This is a genomic window from Gephyromycinifex aptenodytis, assembly GCF_012277275.1.
In the GTDB taxonomy this organism is placed as follows: domain Bacteria; phylum Actinomycetota; class Actinomycetes; order Actinomycetales; family Dermatophilaceae; genus Gephyromycinifex; species Gephyromycinifex aptenodytis.
On sequence record NZ_CP051155.1, the window covers coordinates 185,926 to 202,761 of the forward strand.

The 16,836-nt window shown below is 66.5% G+C and carries 11 protein-coding genes and 1 pseudogene; 8 read left to right on the forward strand and 4 right to left on the reverse strand.

The genetic code is table 11. The features are described from left to right. Positions 1-5: 5 nt before the first annotated feature. The 4 genes from G9V96_RS00785 (at position 6) to G9V96_RS00800 (ending at position 6,535) form a co-directional block, all read left to right on the forward strand. Entirely contained in the window at positions 6-3,767 is a 3,762-nt protein-coding gene (locus tag G9V96_RS00785) for a DNA polymerase III subunit alpha (protein ID WP_226913359.1), read from the forward strand. Between the two features lie 131 nt (positions 3,768-3,898). Further along, positions 3,899-4,675, forward strand: coding sequence for a methyltransferase (locus tag G9V96_RS00790; RefSeq protein WP_168581329.1), 777 nt, complete (start codon positions 3,899-3,901; stop codon positions 4,673-4,675). Positions 4,676-4,708: 33 nt separating this feature from the next. Then, a complete protein-coding gene (gene dinB / locus G9V96_RS00795) occupies positions 4,709-5,941 on the forward strand; it encodes a DNA polymerase IV (RefSeq protein ID WP_168581330.1) in 1,233 nt (410 codons plus the stop codon). Between the two features lie 174 nt (positions 5,942-6,115). Continuing rightward, a complete protein-coding gene (locus G9V96_RS00800) occupies positions 6,116-6,535 on the forward strand; it encodes a DUF3040 domain-containing protein (RefSeq protein ID WP_168581331.1) in 420 nt (139 codons plus the stop codon). A 456-nt stretch (positions 6,536-6,991) separates the two neighbouring features. Here G9V96_RS00800 and G9V96_RS00805 read toward each other — a convergent pair whose 3' ends face one another. Further along, positions 6,992-7,498, reverse strand: coding sequence for a DUF456 domain-containing protein (locus G9V96_RS00805; protein WP_168581332.1), 507 nt, complete (start codon positions 7,496-7,498; stop codon positions 6,992-6,994). A gap of 84 nt (positions 7,499-7,582) precedes the next feature. Further along, positions 7,583-7,795 (reverse strand): DUF7455 domain-containing protein, encoded by a 213-nt coding sequence (locus G9V96_RS00810; RefSeq protein ID WP_168581333.1) that lies wholly within the window; start codon positions 7,793-7,795, stop codon positions 7,583-7,585. A gap of 286 nt (positions 7,796-8,081) precedes the next feature. On the opposite strand from G9V96_RS00810, the gene G9V96_RS00815 reads away from it, so the two are divergent. After that, positions 8,082-10,211 (forward strand): DNA gyrase/topoisomerase IV subunit B, encoded by a 2,130-nt coding sequence (locus tag G9V96_RS00815; protein ID WP_168581334.1) that lies wholly within the window; start codon positions 8,082-8,084, stop codon positions 10,209-10,211. 79 nt (positions 10,212-10,290) lie between these two features. Here the strand turns inward: G9V96_RS00815 and G9V96_RS00820 are convergent, their stop codons facing one another. Beyond that, positions 10,291-11,289 (reverse strand): sucrase ferredoxin, encoded by a 999-nt coding sequence (locus G9V96_RS00820; protein WP_168581335.1) that lies wholly within the window; start codon positions 11,287-11,289, stop codon positions 10,291-10,293. 9 nt (positions 11,290-11,298) lie between these two features. Next, positions 11,299-12,207, reverse strand: a pseudogene (locus tag G9V96_RS00825) (sugar-binding transcriptional regulator). Between the two features lie 214 nt (positions 12,208-12,421). On the opposite strand from G9V96_RS00825, the gene G9V96_RS00830 reads away from it, so the two are divergent. From G9V96_RS00830 to glpK, 3 genes are all read left to right on the forward strand, one after another. Beyond that, positions 12,422-14,155 (forward strand): glycerol-3-phosphate dehydrogenase/oxidase, encoded by a 1,734-nt coding sequence (locus G9V96_RS00830; RefSeq protein ID WP_168581336.1) that lies wholly within the window; start codon positions 12,422-12,424, stop codon positions 14,153-14,155. A 168-nt stretch (positions 14,156-14,323) separates the two neighbouring features. Next, positions 14,324-15,076, forward strand: a complete 753-nt coding sequence (locus tag G9V96_RS00835) for an MIP/aquaporin family protein (RefSeq protein ID WP_168581337.1) — start codon at positions 14,324-14,326, stop codon at positions 15,074-15,076. A 101-nt stretch (positions 15,077-15,177) separates the two neighbouring features. After that, the gene (glpK, locus tag G9V96_RS00840) at positions 15,178-16,722 is read left to right on the forward strand and encodes a glycerol kinase GlpK (RefSeq protein ID WP_168581338.1); all 1,545 of its coding nucleotides are present in this window, start codon (positions 15,178-15,180) and stop codon (positions 16,720-16,722) included. Positions 16,723-16,836 lie beyond the last annotated feature (114 nt).

The window sequence follows — 16,836 nt, forward strand, 5'->3', positions numbered from 1 at the left end:
GCTCGGTGGAGGATTTCGCTCATCTGCACGTTGCCTCGAGCTTCTCGATGCAATACGGTGCGTCGACCCCGGCCGCTCTGGTGCAGCGGGCTGCCGCCCACGGCCAGCCGATGCTTGCCCTCACCGACCGCAACGGTCTGTACGGCGCCGTCCGCTTCGTGCGTGCTTGCAGTTCCTCGGGTATCGCGCCCGTCCTGGGCGTCGACCTCGCCGTCGAGGCAATGCCCGATCACCCACCCGCACCCGAACCATCGTTGCGCCGAGCGCCCCTACGCGGCGGCAGTTACCTGGCAGACGACGGGCCGCGGGTCACGGTGCTGGCTCGTGGGCAGGCCGCAGGTCTTGCCCCGGGGCTTGGCTGGGCCGCGCTGTGCAGGCTCGTCACCGCAACCCATCTGCGCGGTGAACGGGGTCGGCCGGTGACCAGCCCCCAACTCCTGGCCCAGGCGGCAGGGGTCACGATCTGCGCCGACGCCGCCGGGCGCCCCGGAGCGCCGGTGTGGCCCTCGCGGCTCATTCCGCGGCATTCGCACCCCAGCCCGATCCTGGTCCTACTCGGTCCCGACTCTGACATCGGTCGGGCGATCCAGGCCGGCCGAGGAGCAGAAGCCCAGCTACTCCTAGAACGCTGGCAACAGTTGCTGCCTGCCGACGGGCTGGCGATCGAGGTGGTCTGTCACGACGCCGCGCCGGGGGAGCGGTACAGCGCTGCTCATGCCGAACGGATGTGGCTGTTCGCCCAACATCATGGGCTGGCGTGTGTTCTCAGCGCCGCCGTCCGGCACGCCGAACCCGAGCAGGCCGCCATCGTCGATGTGCTCGATGCCGCCCGGCGCCTGGTCATGCTCGACCAGCGTCACCTCGACCGCGTGAGCACCGCCGGGCACCTCGCCCCCGCCCGAGTGATGTTCGGGCTCGCGCGCCGCATCACTGGCGATGACACTCGGGCCCGATTGTTGATGCGCCACACCCTCGAGCTCGCCGCAGAATGCGTCCAAGACCCGCACTCCGACATCGGCCTGGGTTCGATCCATCTACCCGAACCTTCCGTGCTGGGCCTGCGACCAGGCGAAGACCCGCAGGTGCATCTTGCCCAGCGCTGCTGGGAGTCGATTCCGTGGCGCTACCCCGGGGCGAGCGAGGCCGACCTGACAAAAGTTCGAAGCCGGTTGGAGGACGAGCTCGCTGTCATCGCCAAACTCGGCTACGCCACCTATTTCCTCACCGTTGCCAGCGTGTGCGACCTCATCAGGGCCGAAGGGGTGCGGGTTGCCGCCCGCGGGTCGGGAGCGGGCAGCCTCATCAATCACCTTCTCGGTATCAGCGGTATCGACCCTATCGAGCACGGCCTGCTCATGGAACGGTTCTGCACGCCGCTACGGGCGCAGCTGCCCGACATCGACATCGACGTCGAATCGGATCGACGCACGCAGATGTATGAGCGGATCCTCGAACGGTTCGGGGGTGAGCGGGTGACCTGCGTGTCGATGATGGAGACCTACCGGGTCCGTCATGCCGTGCGTGATGTCGGCAGTGCTCTCGGGCTGCCCGCCACCGAGATCGACGCCATCGCCAAAGCCTTCCCGCACGTTCGAGCCAAGGACGCCCGCAACGCCATCGCCGACCTTCCCGAGTTGCGGGCGCAGGGCCTGGACGCGACCCGCCTGGAAGTACTCTTCGAACTCGTCGAACGTCTCGACGGCCTGCCCCGGCACATCGCGCTGCACCCGTGCGGGATGGTCCTTTCGGGAGCCGGCCTGCTTGATCGCACCCCGGTCGAAGCGAGCTGGCTCGGCTTCCCGATGAGTCAGTTCGACAAAGACGATGTGGAGGCCCTCGGGTTCCTCAAACTCGATGTGCTCGGAATCCGGATGCAGTCGGCGATGGCCCACTGCATCGATGAGATCGCACGCACCGAGTCGGTCACGGTCGACCTCGACGACCGCGCCTGTGTGCCGCTGGACGACGAGGCCACCTTCGACCTCATCCGTTCCACCCACACACTCGGCTGTTTCCAGATTGAAAGCCCGGGTCAGCGAGAGCTGGTCGGCAAGTTCGCGCCGAGTACCTTCGGCGACCTCATCATTGACATTTCGCTGTTCCGCCCCGGGCCGGTTAAATCCGACATGATCACGCCGTTCCTGCGCGCGCGGCAGGGCTGGAGCGAACCGGAATACCTGCACCCCACGTTGATGGGGCCGTTGGAAGAGACCTGCGGGGTCGTCGTCTTCCACGAACAGGTGCTCCACATCGTCGCTATCACGACCGGGATCAGTCTGGCCGAAGCCGATGAAGTGCGTCGCGCGCTCGGCACCCACGACGGGCAGGCACAGGTCGAGGTGTGGTGGCGTGCCCAAGCTGCTGCGCGGGGCTATGCCCCCGGTGAACGCGACCGCATCTGGGAGGTGCTGGCAGCCTTTGCTTCGTTTGGTTTCTGTAAAGCGCACGCGGCAGCGTTCGCCCTGCCTACCTATCAGAGCGCTTGGCTGAAAACCCACCATCCGGCGGCGTTCTACGCGGGGGTTCTCACCCACGACCCGGGGATGTACCCCAAACGGCTCATCCTTGATGATGCGCGATGCCGGGGCGTGCCCGTGTTGGGCCTTGACATCAACTCGTCGAGGCAGAAGTACCGCGTAGAGAGCGACGGGAGTGCACTCGGAATTCGCATCCCCCTGGCGGAGGTGGACGGGATGAGTGAGGTCGAAGTTGCCCAGGTGGTTGCGGGCCAGCCGTACTCGAGCCTGGAGGATTTCTGGCAGCGGGCCCAGGTGAGCCGGCCGGTGGTGGAGAAGCTCGTCCTTGCTGGCGGCTTCGACACTGTCTACGGCATCGATGCCGGTGCGAACACCGGCTTAGGGCGTCGAGGTGGCGTCACGCGCCGGGACCTGCTCCTGCACGTGGGCGACCTTGAACGTTGGAGCCACGGAACCGGGCGCGGCAAAGCGCGCAACCGGCGCAGCAAGGGCCCTGTTGCCGCCGGTGACGTGCGGGCGCAGGCGGCCTGCCAGGCCCAAGGCAGGACGACGCCGGTGGCAGCCTCCCCTGTTCAGCTCGCTCTTGACCTGGGAGAGGCGCCTGCACTCGCATCCGGCAGCGGATTGCCCGAACTCGATGCGGCTGAGCGGGTACGCGCCGAACTGGATGTTCTCGGCCTGGACGTCAGCGGCCATGTGCTCGATCCCTACCGGCCCATGCTCCATGCTCTGGAAGTCATACGTTCAGTTGATCTGCGCACCTGCCGCAGCCGCAGCGAGGTGCTTGTTGCCGGGGCCAAGGTCGCGACGCAGACCCCGCCGGTCCGCTCCGGGCGACGCGTCGTCTTCCTCACCCTCGATGACGGTAGTGGTCCGCTGGATGCCACCTTCTTCGAAGACGTCCAGGGTCCGTACGCGACAACCATCTTTCACGGGTGGCTCCTGTTGGTCCGAGGAGTCGTGCGCCGCACGGGACCGAACGGGTTGTCGCTACGCGCTACTGGTGCTTGGGATCTGAGCGAACTCGCTGATTCGTGGGCGCACGGCGGGCTCGACGCTGCCGCAGAGGTCATCGCCGCCTCACCCTCGAGCGATTCCGCTGGCGCACCCGCTGCACGGCAGGAACGACGAGTCCTCGTACACCCCTCTGGGTTCACCCAGTCTCCGTACTCTGACATCGCCCCGGCTGGCGATCCGGCTCGACGAGGTGGGCCCCGGGGCGGATCGCCAGATCTGCCACCTCCGCTTCGCAAGCTCTGGCATGCAAGCCCGGGCAGTAGCGGCCGATGAAATGCCACCGCGCCCGGCGTGCCGGCGTGCCGCCATCAGGCGGTCGCTCCTGGCCTCACGTTCGCTGCAACCGGCAGAAGGAGGCACAGTAGAGTGAACTCACGCCCGCTCTCTCGCACCAGAGGACACCGATGCCGAACGAGCAGTCCCGTCCACGTCGTGCCGGGGTCGAGACCTCGATCCGCACTGCTGCCGTCTGGGAGTCGCTCTCCCGAGTCGTGGCCGCCCGCCAAAAAGACCTCGGTCGGCCGCTACACGTACTCGATCTGGGAGGCGGTAGCGGCGGATTTGCGGTGCCGTTGGCAGAGCGTGGCCATCACGTCACAGTTGTCGACCCCTCCCCAGACGCGTTGGCATCGCTGGCGCGCCGGGCCGGAGAAGGCGGCGTCGCCGAGCGCATCACCGCGTTGCAAGGGGACGCCGCAACCCTGGCGGGCTCCAGCCTTGAACCGGCAGACCTGGTTACCTGCCACGGCGTCTTGGAGTACGTCGATGACGCAGCTGGCACGCTGCGTGATGTGTCAATGGCGCTTGCCCCAGGCGGTGTCCTCAGCCTGCTCCTGGCACAGCGCTTGGCCGTGGTGCTCTCCCGGGCACTATCGGGGCAGTTCCAAGCCGCACAGCAGGCTCTCACCAGCGAAGACGGCAGATGGGGAGAAAACGACCCGTTGCCGCGTCGCTTCGACGCAGACCAGGTGCGCGAGATGCTCGCGGCGGTCGGCCTGCGAGAGCAAGAAGTGCACGGGGTCCGGGTCTTCGCCGACCTGGTGCCTTCTGCATTCCTGGATGCAGACGCCGACCGGGCAGCCTTGCTCGAACTGGAAAAGGCCGTCAGCGAGCACCCCACCTACGCCTTCTTGGGCCACCTCGGGGCCGGGTTGCACGTTCTGGCTGCTCGGGAGGCCTGATCCGGGCTTGGCTCCGTTAGAGGTGACACGGCCGTGAGCCGCCGCCGATTCGCTCGACCAGAGCAACCCGAGGGGCAGCTCGACGACACCGGCTGCACGATCCTGCACGTCGACATGGACGCTTTCTACGCGTCCGCGACGTTGCTGGCTCACCCCGAACTCGTCGGCAGCCCGGTCATCATCGGAGGAGGGCACCGGGGTGTGGTGTTGTCCGCCACCTATGAGGCGCGAGAGTTCGGGGTTGCTTCAGCCATGCCGATGGCACGGGCGCGCCGACTCTGCCCCACCGCTACCGTCCTGCCGCCAGAGCATGAGCTCTATTCGCGTATCTCTGTCGCAGTGATGGCCACGTTCGCCCAGATCACACCGCTGGTGGAGCCGCTCTCACTGGACGAGGCGTTCCTTGATGTCTCCGGTGCGCTGCGCAGGCTGGGGTCACCGTCCCAGATCGCGGCCCAGATCCGCGACACGATCGCCGATGAACAGGGCATCACCTGCTCGGTCGGGGTGGCACCGAGCAAGTTCGTCGCCAAGCTCGCCTCCGGGTTGGCCAAACCGGACGGCATGCTGGTCGTGCCCGCCGATGGCGTCGTACCGTTCGTCCAGCAATTGCCGGTGGCTGCGCTGTGGGGAGTGGGGGACCGCACCGAAGAGCTGCTCGTTCGGCTCGGGTTACGCACCGTGGCCGACATTGCTCACACCCCGGTGCAGACCCTGCGCAAAGCCCTGGGGGAGACCGGCGTTCAGCTGCACGAGCTCGCATGGGGGCGTGACTCACGCAAGGTGACCCCGACCCGCCCGGAACGAAGCGTCGGTGCCGACGAGACCTTCGAGTCCGACATCGATGACCCGGTCGAGATCCACCGCCGGTTGCTCCGGCTCGCTGATCGCACCGCGGCGCGGGCCCGAGCCGCCGGAACCGTGGGCCGAACAGTCAGTATCAAGGTGCGTTTCTCAGATTTTTCGACCATCACTCGTTCTCGCACTCTTAAAGCCCCTACCGATGTCGGTCGCGAGATCTATCTGGTAAGCCGCGACCTGTTTGATGCGTTGGGCTTGCAGCGTGCTCGGGTGCGCTTGGTTGGAGTGCGACTGGAGGGGCTGATGGATGCCGCAACAGCTCCTGTACAGGGACTTCTCGGCGAACCCGAACATGGTTGGCGCGACGCGGATCTGGCTGTAGACAAAGCTCGCGCGCGTTTTGGTCCCGGCCTGATCGGCCCCGCGGCCCTGGTCGCAGGAAGATCCACGCATGAGCGTCGGTGACCCGTCTACCACAACAGCCGGGCGGGCCGTATCCTAGTTATCCGGTCGTTTGCAGACACGTCGAACAGGCCGGAACCATTCGAGCGTCCTCGGTCGTTGTCGATATGAACCCGACCGGGTCATTCCCCCGACGAGGCCGGCCGTGTCGATGGTCGACAGAACGAGGAGGTCGCGGTGCCGCTGTCCGAGCATGAGCAGAAGCTGCTCGAGCAAATGGAGCGTGCTCTCTACGCGGAAGACCCAAAATTTGCGACCCAGATGAAGGGTTCCCATCGCGGAACCATCGGTGGCCGCCGCGCCGGTATCGGCATTGCTGTCGCCGTGCTGGGCTTAGGCCTGATCATCGCCGGGGTTTCCCTTCGGTTGGTGTGGCTGGGCGGTATCGGCTTTGCCGTGATGGTTGCCGGCGTCGCATGGGCATTCACGCCTACGCGCACGAGCAAAGAAGCACCAGAGGCTCCTGCCGCAGCCACGGCGACGTCTGCGCGAGTTCGCCGCCGTCAGGCACGACCCAGCAAGCAGGGTGGCTCGTCGTCGTTCATGCAGCGGATGGAAGACCGCTGGGACGACCGTCGAGGCTCCCAGGGACGTTGACTCTCTTCCGCTGATAGCCCCATTTGCTACAACCTGTGAGCGCCCCCGGCCAGTGGCTCGGGGCGCTTGCTGTTTGCCCCTTGCAACCCCCCCCGACTGCATAGGTGCGGCAGTCCCCGGAGCGCGCGCCCCAGTAGGTTCGCAGCCGCTTCGGCAATAGCCCGGGTGCCGACCGGCCCCGCTACCGCCCATGCACTGAGCCTCCTGGAAAGCGTCGAACACAGCCCGAGCAGTTCTGCCCACGGGTGAGGGGACCGTCACAGCGCTGGGGGCGCGGCGACAGGTGCCCCCTCGGGGCCAGGGCCGCAGCGCGCCGGCCACAGGGCAGGAGACATCGCGTAGGAGAACGTCGGCGTGAGCGCCCGACGGCTGAAGGACATCGCGCCATGCTGTCGGGGCAATCACCGGGGGAATGACAGACCGTTCCCGCCTTCGCAACCAGGGGGAACAGAATCCTCAGGGGGTACCGAAAGCTGAGGTGAAGACCGCCCACGAGCCAGCTGCGAACACGACGGCGATGAGCAGAGCGGTTGTGAGTTCGATCCCATAGCTCATCGCGGCAGCCTTCAGCGCGCGCACGGCCGAAGGCCACGCCTCTTGAGGGCTCTTCAACCGGCGGTATTCCGCCCCGAAGACTCCCAGCACGAAGCCGACCGGCAGACCGATGAACGGGATAACGAAGAAGCCGATGATCCCGGCGATGATCCCGACGATGGTGGTGCTGTTGGGGATCCCGAAACTCTTCAACTGGCGGCCCGGAATGATGTACTGCAGCACCCAGCCCGCCAGTGCCAGGGCGACGGAGACGATGAGTACGGTCCAGCCGGCAGCCTGTTGCGCTACCAGCGCCCACACCACGACTGCGCCCAACACCACGATGAGGCCGGGCAGAACGGGGATGACGATTCCGACGAGCCCGACGGCGATCGCGAGGGCGGCGAGGATCGTAACGGCTATCAGCACGTGGGGAGCCTATCCGGGTATGACCGAGCCGTCGGCACCTGGGGCGCCGACGGCTCGTGATTATGGGTCAGGCGAGCCATCGGCTCAGCTCTTCGACGCGCCCTCGGGCTGGAGGCGGTCGGACTCATCGATGATCTCTTCGGCAAGATCTTGAAGCTTCGGCAGGTGCGCACGGCCGTGGTGGGCGCAGAACAGCAGTTCGCCGCCCGCGCTGAGCCGGGCACGCACGTAGGCCTGGGCACCGCACCGGTCACACCGGTCGGCCGAGGTCAGGGTTGTTGCCAGGGCAGCAGTCACGTCAGCCTTCCATCTCTCATCAGCCGGACCCCCGTGCGGGTTCGCTCGGGGGCATTCCGGTTACGCCAATCACAACAGTCAAGCACGTGCGGTTGTTCCCGACCGGCCTGGCGCGCCCAACTGGTATCCCATCGGCACCGACGCACCTGCTGTGCAGGGGATCGGCCGCGTGGCCTCCCGGAGGCGCATCGGGCTGCGCGTTACCCTTCCGTTCGGCTGGGTCTGCACAGCGCCCCGCCTGCGCCGACCCGATAACCGGGCCGGTAGATCGAAGAGAGGACGTGGGATGGCCCAGGCCAAAGGGCGCGCGGAGGCACCAGATACCTACACCGCCCGCCATCTTCAGGTTCTCGAAGGCCTGGAGGCTGTGCGCAAGCGCCCCGGGATGTACATCGGCTCCACCGACAGTCGCGGCCTCATGCACTGCATGTGGGAGATCATCGACAACGCCGTCGACGAAGCGCTGGCAGGTGAGGCGGAACACATTGGCATCGTCTTGCATGCTGACGGGTCGGTCGAGGTCAAGGACGACGGTCGGGGTGTTCCGGTAGACGTCGAACCGCGTACCGGTCTGTCCGGGGTCGAAGTGGTTTTCACCAAGCTGCACGCCGGCGGCAAGTTCGGCGGCGGCTCCTACACCGCCTCGGGCGGTCTGCATGGCGTGGGCGCAAGCGTTGTCAACGCACTGTCCGCTCGGCTGGATGTGGAAGTCGACCGTGGCGGAAAAACGCACCGCCTGCAGTTCCACCGGGGCGAGCCGGGTCGCTTCGAGGATGGGCCGCAAGGACCCTCACCCTCATCTCCTTTCACCCCGTTTGTGGACCGCGGCGAGCTTGACGTGGTGGGCAAGGTCAAGCGCGGGGTCACCGGGACCCGCATCCGGTATTGGGCCGATCCGCAGGTCTTCACCCGCGACGCCGAGTTCGTCTACACCGAACTGGTTTCCCGGCTGCGCCAGACGAGCTTCCTCATTCCGGGGTTGACGCTGATCGTCCGCGACGAGCGCGGCCTGCCGGGCACTCCGGGCCAGGGCGGCCCGCATGAAGAGAAGTTCTGCTACAGCGGAGGCATCGCCGAGTTCACCGAGTTCTTGGCCAGCGACCCACCGGTCACCGACGTGTGGCGGCTCAGCGGTGAAGGCACCTTCACCGAGACGGTGCCGGTGCTCGATGACCGCGGCCACATGAGCCCGCAAGAGGTGGAGCGTCGCTGCGGGGTGGACATCGCACTGCGCTGGGGGACCGGCTACGACACCTCGATCAGCACTTTCGTCAACATCATCGCCACACCCAAGGGCGGAACCCATCTGGCCGGCTTCGAGCAATCGCTGCTGCGGGTGTTCCGCACCCAACTGGACGCCAACGCCCGACGCTTGAAGGTCGGCAACGACAAATTGGACAAGTCCGATGTGCTCGCCGGCTTGACCGCCGTGGTGACCGTTCGGCTGGCCGAGCCGCAGTTCGAGGGTCAGACCAAAGAGGTCCTGGGCACCTCGGCCGTCCGCCCGATCGTGGCGAAGGTGGTGGAGAAGGAACTGACGGCCCTGCTCACCTCAGCCAAGCGCGGTGAGAAACAGCAGGCCGCTGCGCTGCTGGAGAAGGTCGCAGCAGAGATGAAGACCCGCATCTCTGCCCGCCAGCACAAGGAGAACCAGCGCACGAAGAATGCGCTGGAGAGTTCCTCATTGCCCCCCAAGCTGTACGACTGCCGCAGCGCCGAGGTCGAGCGCACCGAGCTGTTCATCGTCGAGGGTGACAGTGCGATGGGGACGGCCAAAGCGGCGCGTCGCTCGGAGTTCCAGGCCCTGCTGCCGATCCGCGGCAAGATCCTCAACGTGCAGAAGGCCAGCGTGGCCGACATGTTGAAGAACGCCGAGTGCGCCGCGATCATCCAGGTGATCGGCGCCGGCTCGGGTCGCACCTTCGACCTGGACGCGGCCCGGTACGGCAAGGTCATCATCATGACCGACGCGGATGTCGACGGCGCCCACATCCGCACGCTGCTGTTGACATTGTTCTTCCGGTACATGCGCCCGCTGGTCGAGGCCGGCCGGGTGTATGCGGCCGTTCCACCGCTGCACCGCATCGAGATCCAGGGCGCGGGTGCACGCAAGAGTGAGCTCATCTACACCTACAGCGAAGCCCAGATGCGCACCACAGTCGCAGGGCTGCGCAAGAAGGGCCGCCGGATCAAGGAGCCGATGCAGCGCTACAAGGGTCTGGGGGAGATGGATGCCTCGCAGCTGCGGGAGACGACGATGGACCCCCGGTTGCGGACGTTGCGCCGGGTCACTCTGGCCGATGCCGAACGGGCGGGCCGTACTTTCGAGCTACTCATGGGCAGCGAGGTCGCGCCCCGAAAAGACTTCTTGGTGGATTCGGCGCACGCCCTGGATGCCGAACGCATCGACGCCTGAGCCGCGCCTGGCCAGTGCGAGCAGAGCCGCTCTGCGCGGGCCCAGGCACACCGGGAGAATGCTCAGCCTGCCAACAGCCTCAGGGCAGCGCCTCCACCAGCCAAGACACCGTCGGCACGGGTTCTGTCCCGCAGGAGTTGCGCCGCCATGTGCTCGCGTCGGTGCGTCGGCTCACGCGCAGCTGCCAGCAACGTCCGTCACGGTGGGTCACCTCGACCCGGCCCGGGTGGTCATCATCGGCGGGGGCCAGCAGCCGGGTGCTCAACGCGGTGACGTCAGCCTCGCGGATTTGGGAGCGAACCCAGGCGTCGGCGGCTTGTTCGACCTGCGGCAGGTGCGCCAGTCCTCGAAGGTGCTGGGCGGTGTTGGCCTCCCCGGCAAGCAGCCCGTGCTGGGCTGCATCGATCGCCGCGATAGCCAACGGGGTGCTCAGCCGCCCCAAGGTCACCCCGCTGGGTAGCAGGACTCCGGTGGGGGCGAAACGGTGACCGCCGGTGTGGGTGCACTCCCAGATCTGGTCGGGGCGCGAAGAGGCCGTCTCGAGAACGATGGGCCTGCCGACGACGGCGCAGCAGGCGTCCCGTTTCGCGTTCGTGCACAACAGCAGCACCGAGGTCGACGTGCGGCTCAGACTGGGTAGCGCGTTCGTGGCCGGTTCGGGGTCATCGCCGAGGAGGGTGTCGAAGGGCAGGTCCAGGAGCTGTTCGGGGGTCTCGATGGTGCCGGAGAGGAGCCACGGGCGCCCGCTCGGCATGCCACCGGCGACGAAAACGGTGCGGGGCATCGGTTCGTTCTCCCGCTGCACCCGATGGCGTCCGGGGGAGCGGATGAGCAGGGCCCGGCCACCGGCGTCGGAACAACCGGCCTGCAGAGCCTTACCGATCTTGGGGTCGAGCTTGGACTCGACGAAGGCCAGCCGGCCCCACGACCCCGGTTGTTCCAGTGCGACCCAGAACTGAGACGGGGCCGCACTGCCCCAGGCAGCCTCGTGGGCTTCCTGCCACATCGCGGCACATGACTGCGGCGGAAGCTGCGGCCGGCGTGCCCGACGCGGGCGGTCTGCTCGATCCTGCGTCATCACGGCAGCCTATCCCCCGAAGCGGCGATGACCGTAGCGGGTCAGCAGAGTGCGCGCGGTGCGCACGTCGATGACCAGGTCGGTGATGGCTCCCGCCCGCAGCGCCCCGGCCAGCGCCGCAACCTTGTTCAACCCGGTGACCACACCTACCCGGGTCGGAATCTGGGCCAACTAGGACGGAGTCGGGCCGCTGGCTCGGGCGTTGATGGCGATGTCGGCGTAGGTGCCGTCCTCGCGTAAGAACACGGTGCACACGTCACCGACTACGCGTTCGCGGATGAGTTCGGTGACATCTGCGCGAGTCAGATAGGCATCCGAGTACACGTGGGAGGGCAACTCGCCTTGAAAGGCGCCGACGCTGAAGACCGCGACATCCAGTGCCTCGTGCAGCTCCAGGACGCGTTGCACGGTGCGTTCGCGCCACAGCGCCGCCTTGGTTTCGGGAAAGTCGAAGAAGGCGGGGACCGGAAAGTAGTGAGCTGTGGCGTCGTAGGCGCGCGCCGCCTGGCCCAGGATGTCGCTGGTGTAGTCGATGCCGCTGGTGGTGATGTTGGCGGCACCGTTGAGTTGAACGACATGTACACCGCTGAGCTGGCGAGCCGGGAGCCGGTCTGCGACAGCGCTGATCGTTGTGCCCCAGGCCATGCCCAGAGCCGCGCCGTCGTGTAAGAGGCGACTGACCAAGTGACCAGCGACGCGTGCCACTGCGTCCAGGCGCGCCAGCGGTGTGGCCGTGTCGCGTACCGGCACGAGGTGGGCGACGACGCCGTACTCCTCGTTGAGCGCGTGGTGGATCGCGTTGTACGAGCGGTGGTCATTGTGCACGGTGATCTCCACCAGGCCGCTCTCGCGGGCGGCAGCGAGCATTCGCGACACGGTCGAGCGAGAGACGCCCAACCGCCGTGCGATGACCGCCATGGTCTCGTTCTGCACGTAGTAGCTCGTTGCCGCCTCGAGGATGACCTCACGTTCGTCCACAGTTCACGACTGTAGCTGCACGAATGTGCAAACGCTTTGATCATGTGGTCACACGGCTCATGGTGTGGGAGACGACGACATCACGTCGCTTGAGAGGCGCTGAGGCCTCGGCTGTCGCCGATGCACCGGCCCCACCAGTCGTGAGGAGAGTTCCGTGGCACGCACATGCCTGAACAGCGCCCAGCGTGAGGGCGCACTTGCCCAGCTGCAGAAGGAGAAGGTCGACCTGCTCGTGGTCGGGGGAGGCGTCACCGGCGCCGGTATCGCTCTGGATGCGGCGACCCGGGGTCTGCGGGTGGGGATCGTCGAAGCGCAGGACTGGGCCGGAGGCACCTCACAGTGGTCGAGCAAACTCGTCCACGGCGGGCTGCGCTACCTCTACCAGTTCAACTTCGCGCTCGTGGCCGAGGCGCTGAAGGAGCGTGGGCTGCTGCTGACCCGCACCGCCCCGCACCTGGTCAAGGCGCAGCCGTTCCTGTGGCCGTTGAAGATGCCGGTCGTGGAGCGCTCTTACAGTGCGGTGGGTGTGGGCATGTACGACATGCTCGCCCAGTTCGGCGGCGGCGGGCACAACGCCGTTCCCCGTCAGAAGCACTACACCAAGGAGGGCGCGAAGGAACTCTTCCCCGGCATCCGTGACGACGCTCTCATCGGAGCCATCCGTTTCTACGACGCTCGCGTCGACGACGCCCGGCTGGTCATCGACCTGGTTCGCACGGCCGTCGGGTACGGAGCCTTGGCCGTCAGTCGAGCCCAGGTGACCGGTTACCTCAAGGACGGCTCGCGAGTGGTCGGCGCGCACATCAAAGACCTGGAGACCGGTCGTGAATTGCAGGTGCAGGCCGACTACGTCATCAACGCAACCGGGGTCTGGACCGAACGCACCCAGGACCTGGCCACCGCCGACGGGGGACTACGGGTGCTGGCCAGCAAGGGCATCCACATCGTCGTGCCCAAGGACCGGATCCAGGGACAGGCCGGAATCTTCCTGCGTACCGAGAAGTCGGTGCTGTTCATCATCCCGTGGGAGCGGTATTGGGTCATCGGCACCACCGACACCGAATGGACCCAGGACCTCGCCCATCCCGTGACCACCGCGGCTGACATCGACTACGTCCTAGAACACGCGAACAGTGTTCTGGCCAACCCGCTGACCCGTGAGGACATCATCGGCACCTACGCCGGGCTTCGACCGTTGCTGCAGCCCAAAACCAAGGGGGAGGACTCCTCGGCCAAGGTCTCCCGGGAGCACACCGTGGCCGAAGTCACCCCCGGTCTGGCGGCCATCGCCGGCGGCAAGCTCACCACCTATCGCGTCATGGCCCAGGACGCCGTCGATTTCGCCCTCACCCAGCGGGGTGGGCCTCGCGCGCTGGAGGAGCACCCCTGCATCACCGAGACGGTGCCGCTGGTCGGTGGGGCTGGCTACGCGGCCTGGCAGACCCAGAAGGAGCGGGTGGCCGCTGACGAAGGATGGAGCCCACAGCGGGTTCAACACCTGCTGGACCGCTACGGCGACGAACTGCCCGTCATCATCGACCTGATTGCTGAGAACCCTGACCTGGGTGCGCCCCTGGCGGCCGAACCGGCCTACCTGCGCGCCGAGGTGGCCTTCGCCATCACCCACGAGGGAGCCCTACACGTCGACGACATCCTGCGTAAGCGGGTGCGCCTGGACTACGAGCACCGTGACCGCGGCCGCTCGGCACTGCCGGAGATCGTCGACATCGCGGCGCCGCTGCTCGGCTGGGATGAGACCCAGCGCGAAGCCGAGATCCGCAGCTACTCCGATCGAGTGGCCGCCGAAGCCGCCGCCGAACAGACCAGCACCGACGAGCAGGCGGTGCGCGCTCGACTGGGAGTGCCCGATCTGGTCCCCATGGCCTGAAAGGCGCTGTGGGTAACCGCGGGCCACCTCTATCCTGCAGCGAGCCCCGGGGCGTGGCTGGTTTCCCAGCGGCGTCCCGTCTCCCACCTGCGCACCACCCTGTGAAACCCCGCCGGCGCGGCCGCCGGCCCCTGCCCAAGCCAAACACAACGATGTGTCAGGAGTCCCATGTCCATTCTTGCCGGTGCCGCGACGGTGCCATTGATCCACGTGTTCTTCTCAGAGGTTCTCGGGACCGCGATCCTGCTACTGCTGGGTGTGGGTGTGGTCGCCGGCGTCGTGCTGCCGAAGACGAAAGCGACCGGCGCCGGCTGGATCGTCATCACCTTCGGTTGGGGCCTGGGTGTCTTCGCCGGTGTCTACGCCGCCTACCGTTCCGGTGGTCACCTCAACCCGGCGGTCACCTTGGGCCTGCTCGCCAGCGGAGCCCAGGAATACGCCCCTGGGGTGGCCGTCAACCTGGCTTCGACGCTCACCTACGTGGCTGGCGAGATGTTGGGTGGATTCCTCGGGGCGGTAGGCGCCTACCTGTCCTACAAGCGGCACTTCGACCAGGAGGCTCCGGCAGCGGACAAGCTGGCCATCTTCTGCACCGCCCCGGAGATCCGTTCCTTCGGCTGGAACCTGGTGACCGAGATCATTGCCACGTTCGTGCTGGTCTACGTCATCATCAGGTTCGGTAATACGCCTACCGAGTTGGGTCCGCTCGCCGCAGCCTTGCTCGTGGTCGGCCTCGGTCTCTCCCTGGGTGGCCCGACCGGGTACGCCATCAACCCGGCCCGCGACCTCGGCCCACGCATCGCGCACGCTGTCCTTCCCATTCCAGGTAAGGGCGGCAACGATTGGTCCTACGCCTGGGTGCCGGTCGTCGGCCCGATCATCGGCGGGGTGCTGGCGGGCTTGCTCGCCACCGCCTTCTGAGACCACATCCGCACCGACTCCCATAAGACACAGCTCACACATAACGGCACCGAGTGCCAAGGTGGCATTGGTAGCCGACACAACGACGTGAAAGGCGCGACATGAGCCCCAACACCGCATCCGAGAAGAAGTACGTGCTCGCCATCGACCAGGGCACCACGAGTTCGCGGGCGATCCTGTTCGACCACTCCGGCGGAATTGTCTCCACCGGGCAACTGGAGCACGAACAGATCTTTCCCAAGGCCGGCTGGGTGGAGCACGACCCGATGCAGATCTGGCGTAACGTGCGCGAAGCGGTTGGTCAGGCGTTGAGCCGCGCCGAGGTCAACCGCCATGAAATCGCTGCCGTCGGCATCACCAACCAGCGTGAGACAGCGGTCGTGTGGGACAAGAACACCGGAGAACCGGTCTACAACGCCATCGTCTGGCAGGACACCCGCACGAAGAAGATCTGCGCGGAGTTGGCCGGTCAGGACGGCGACGACAAGTACAAGGACATCTGCGGGCTGCCGCTGGCGACCTACTTCTCGGGACCGAAGGTCACCTGGATCCTGGACAACGTCGAGGGAGCCCGGGAGCGGGCAGAAGCAGGCGACCTGCTGTTCGGCACCACGGATTCCTGGGTGCTGTGGAACATGACTGGCGGCGCGAACGGGGGCGTGCACGTCACCGACGTGACGAACGCCTCCCGCACGATGCTGATGGACGTCCGTTCGCTGACCTGGGATGAGAGCATCTGCGCCGACATGCGCATCCCCGTCTCGATGCTGCCCGAGATCAAGTCCTCCTCCGAGGTGTACGGGCACGGTCGCAAGCAGGGCCTACTTATCGACACTCCGATCGCCGGCATCCTCGGCGATCAGCAGGCGGCCACTTTCGGCCAGGCCTGCTTCAGCAAGGGCATGGCTAAGAACACCTACGGCACCGGCAACTTCATGCTCATCAACACCGGCACCGACGCGGTGACCAGCGAGCACGGTCTGCTCACCACGGTCTGCTACAAGATCGGGGACGCCGAGACGGTCTACGCCCTGGAAGGTTCGATCGCGGTCACCGGTTCGCTCATCCAATGGTTGCGCGACCACGTCGGCCTCATCAAAGAAGCGGCCGATATTGAAAAGCTTGCGGGCACAGTCGAAGACAACGGGGGCGCCTACTTCGTACCGGCGTTCTCAGGTCTGTTCGCCCCGCACTGGCGTTCGGATGCCCGGGGCGCCTTGGTCGGGCTGACCCGCTACGTGAACAAGGGGCACATCGCCAGGGCTGCCCTGGAAGCAGCAGCCTTCCAGACCCGGGAGGTCATGGATGCGATGATCGCCGACGCCGCCAGCCGCGACGTGGAACTGACCGAGCTCAAGGTCGACGGCGGGATGACTGCGAACGAGACGCTCATGCAGTTCCAGGCCGACATCCTCGGGGTTCCCGTCATCCGCCCGAAGGTTGCTGAGACAACGGCGCTCGGTGCCGCGTATGCAGCCGGCATCGCCGTCGGTTTCTGGAATGGCGAACAGGACGTCATCGACAACTGGGCCGAGGACAAGCGGTGGGAACCGCAGATGGAGGAGGCAGAGCGCGAGCGTCTGCTGCGTAACTGGAAGAAGGCTGTCACCAAGACCCTCGACTGGGTGGACGACGACGTGGAGTGAGCACGGGGATTGTTACTGCAGCGCGGGCCGGTTGGGGCCCGCGCTGCAGTCTTTTCGGTGCAATGGCGTTCCGGTTACCGCCCCCGGCCTGCCCTACGGGTGGGCCGATTGAGT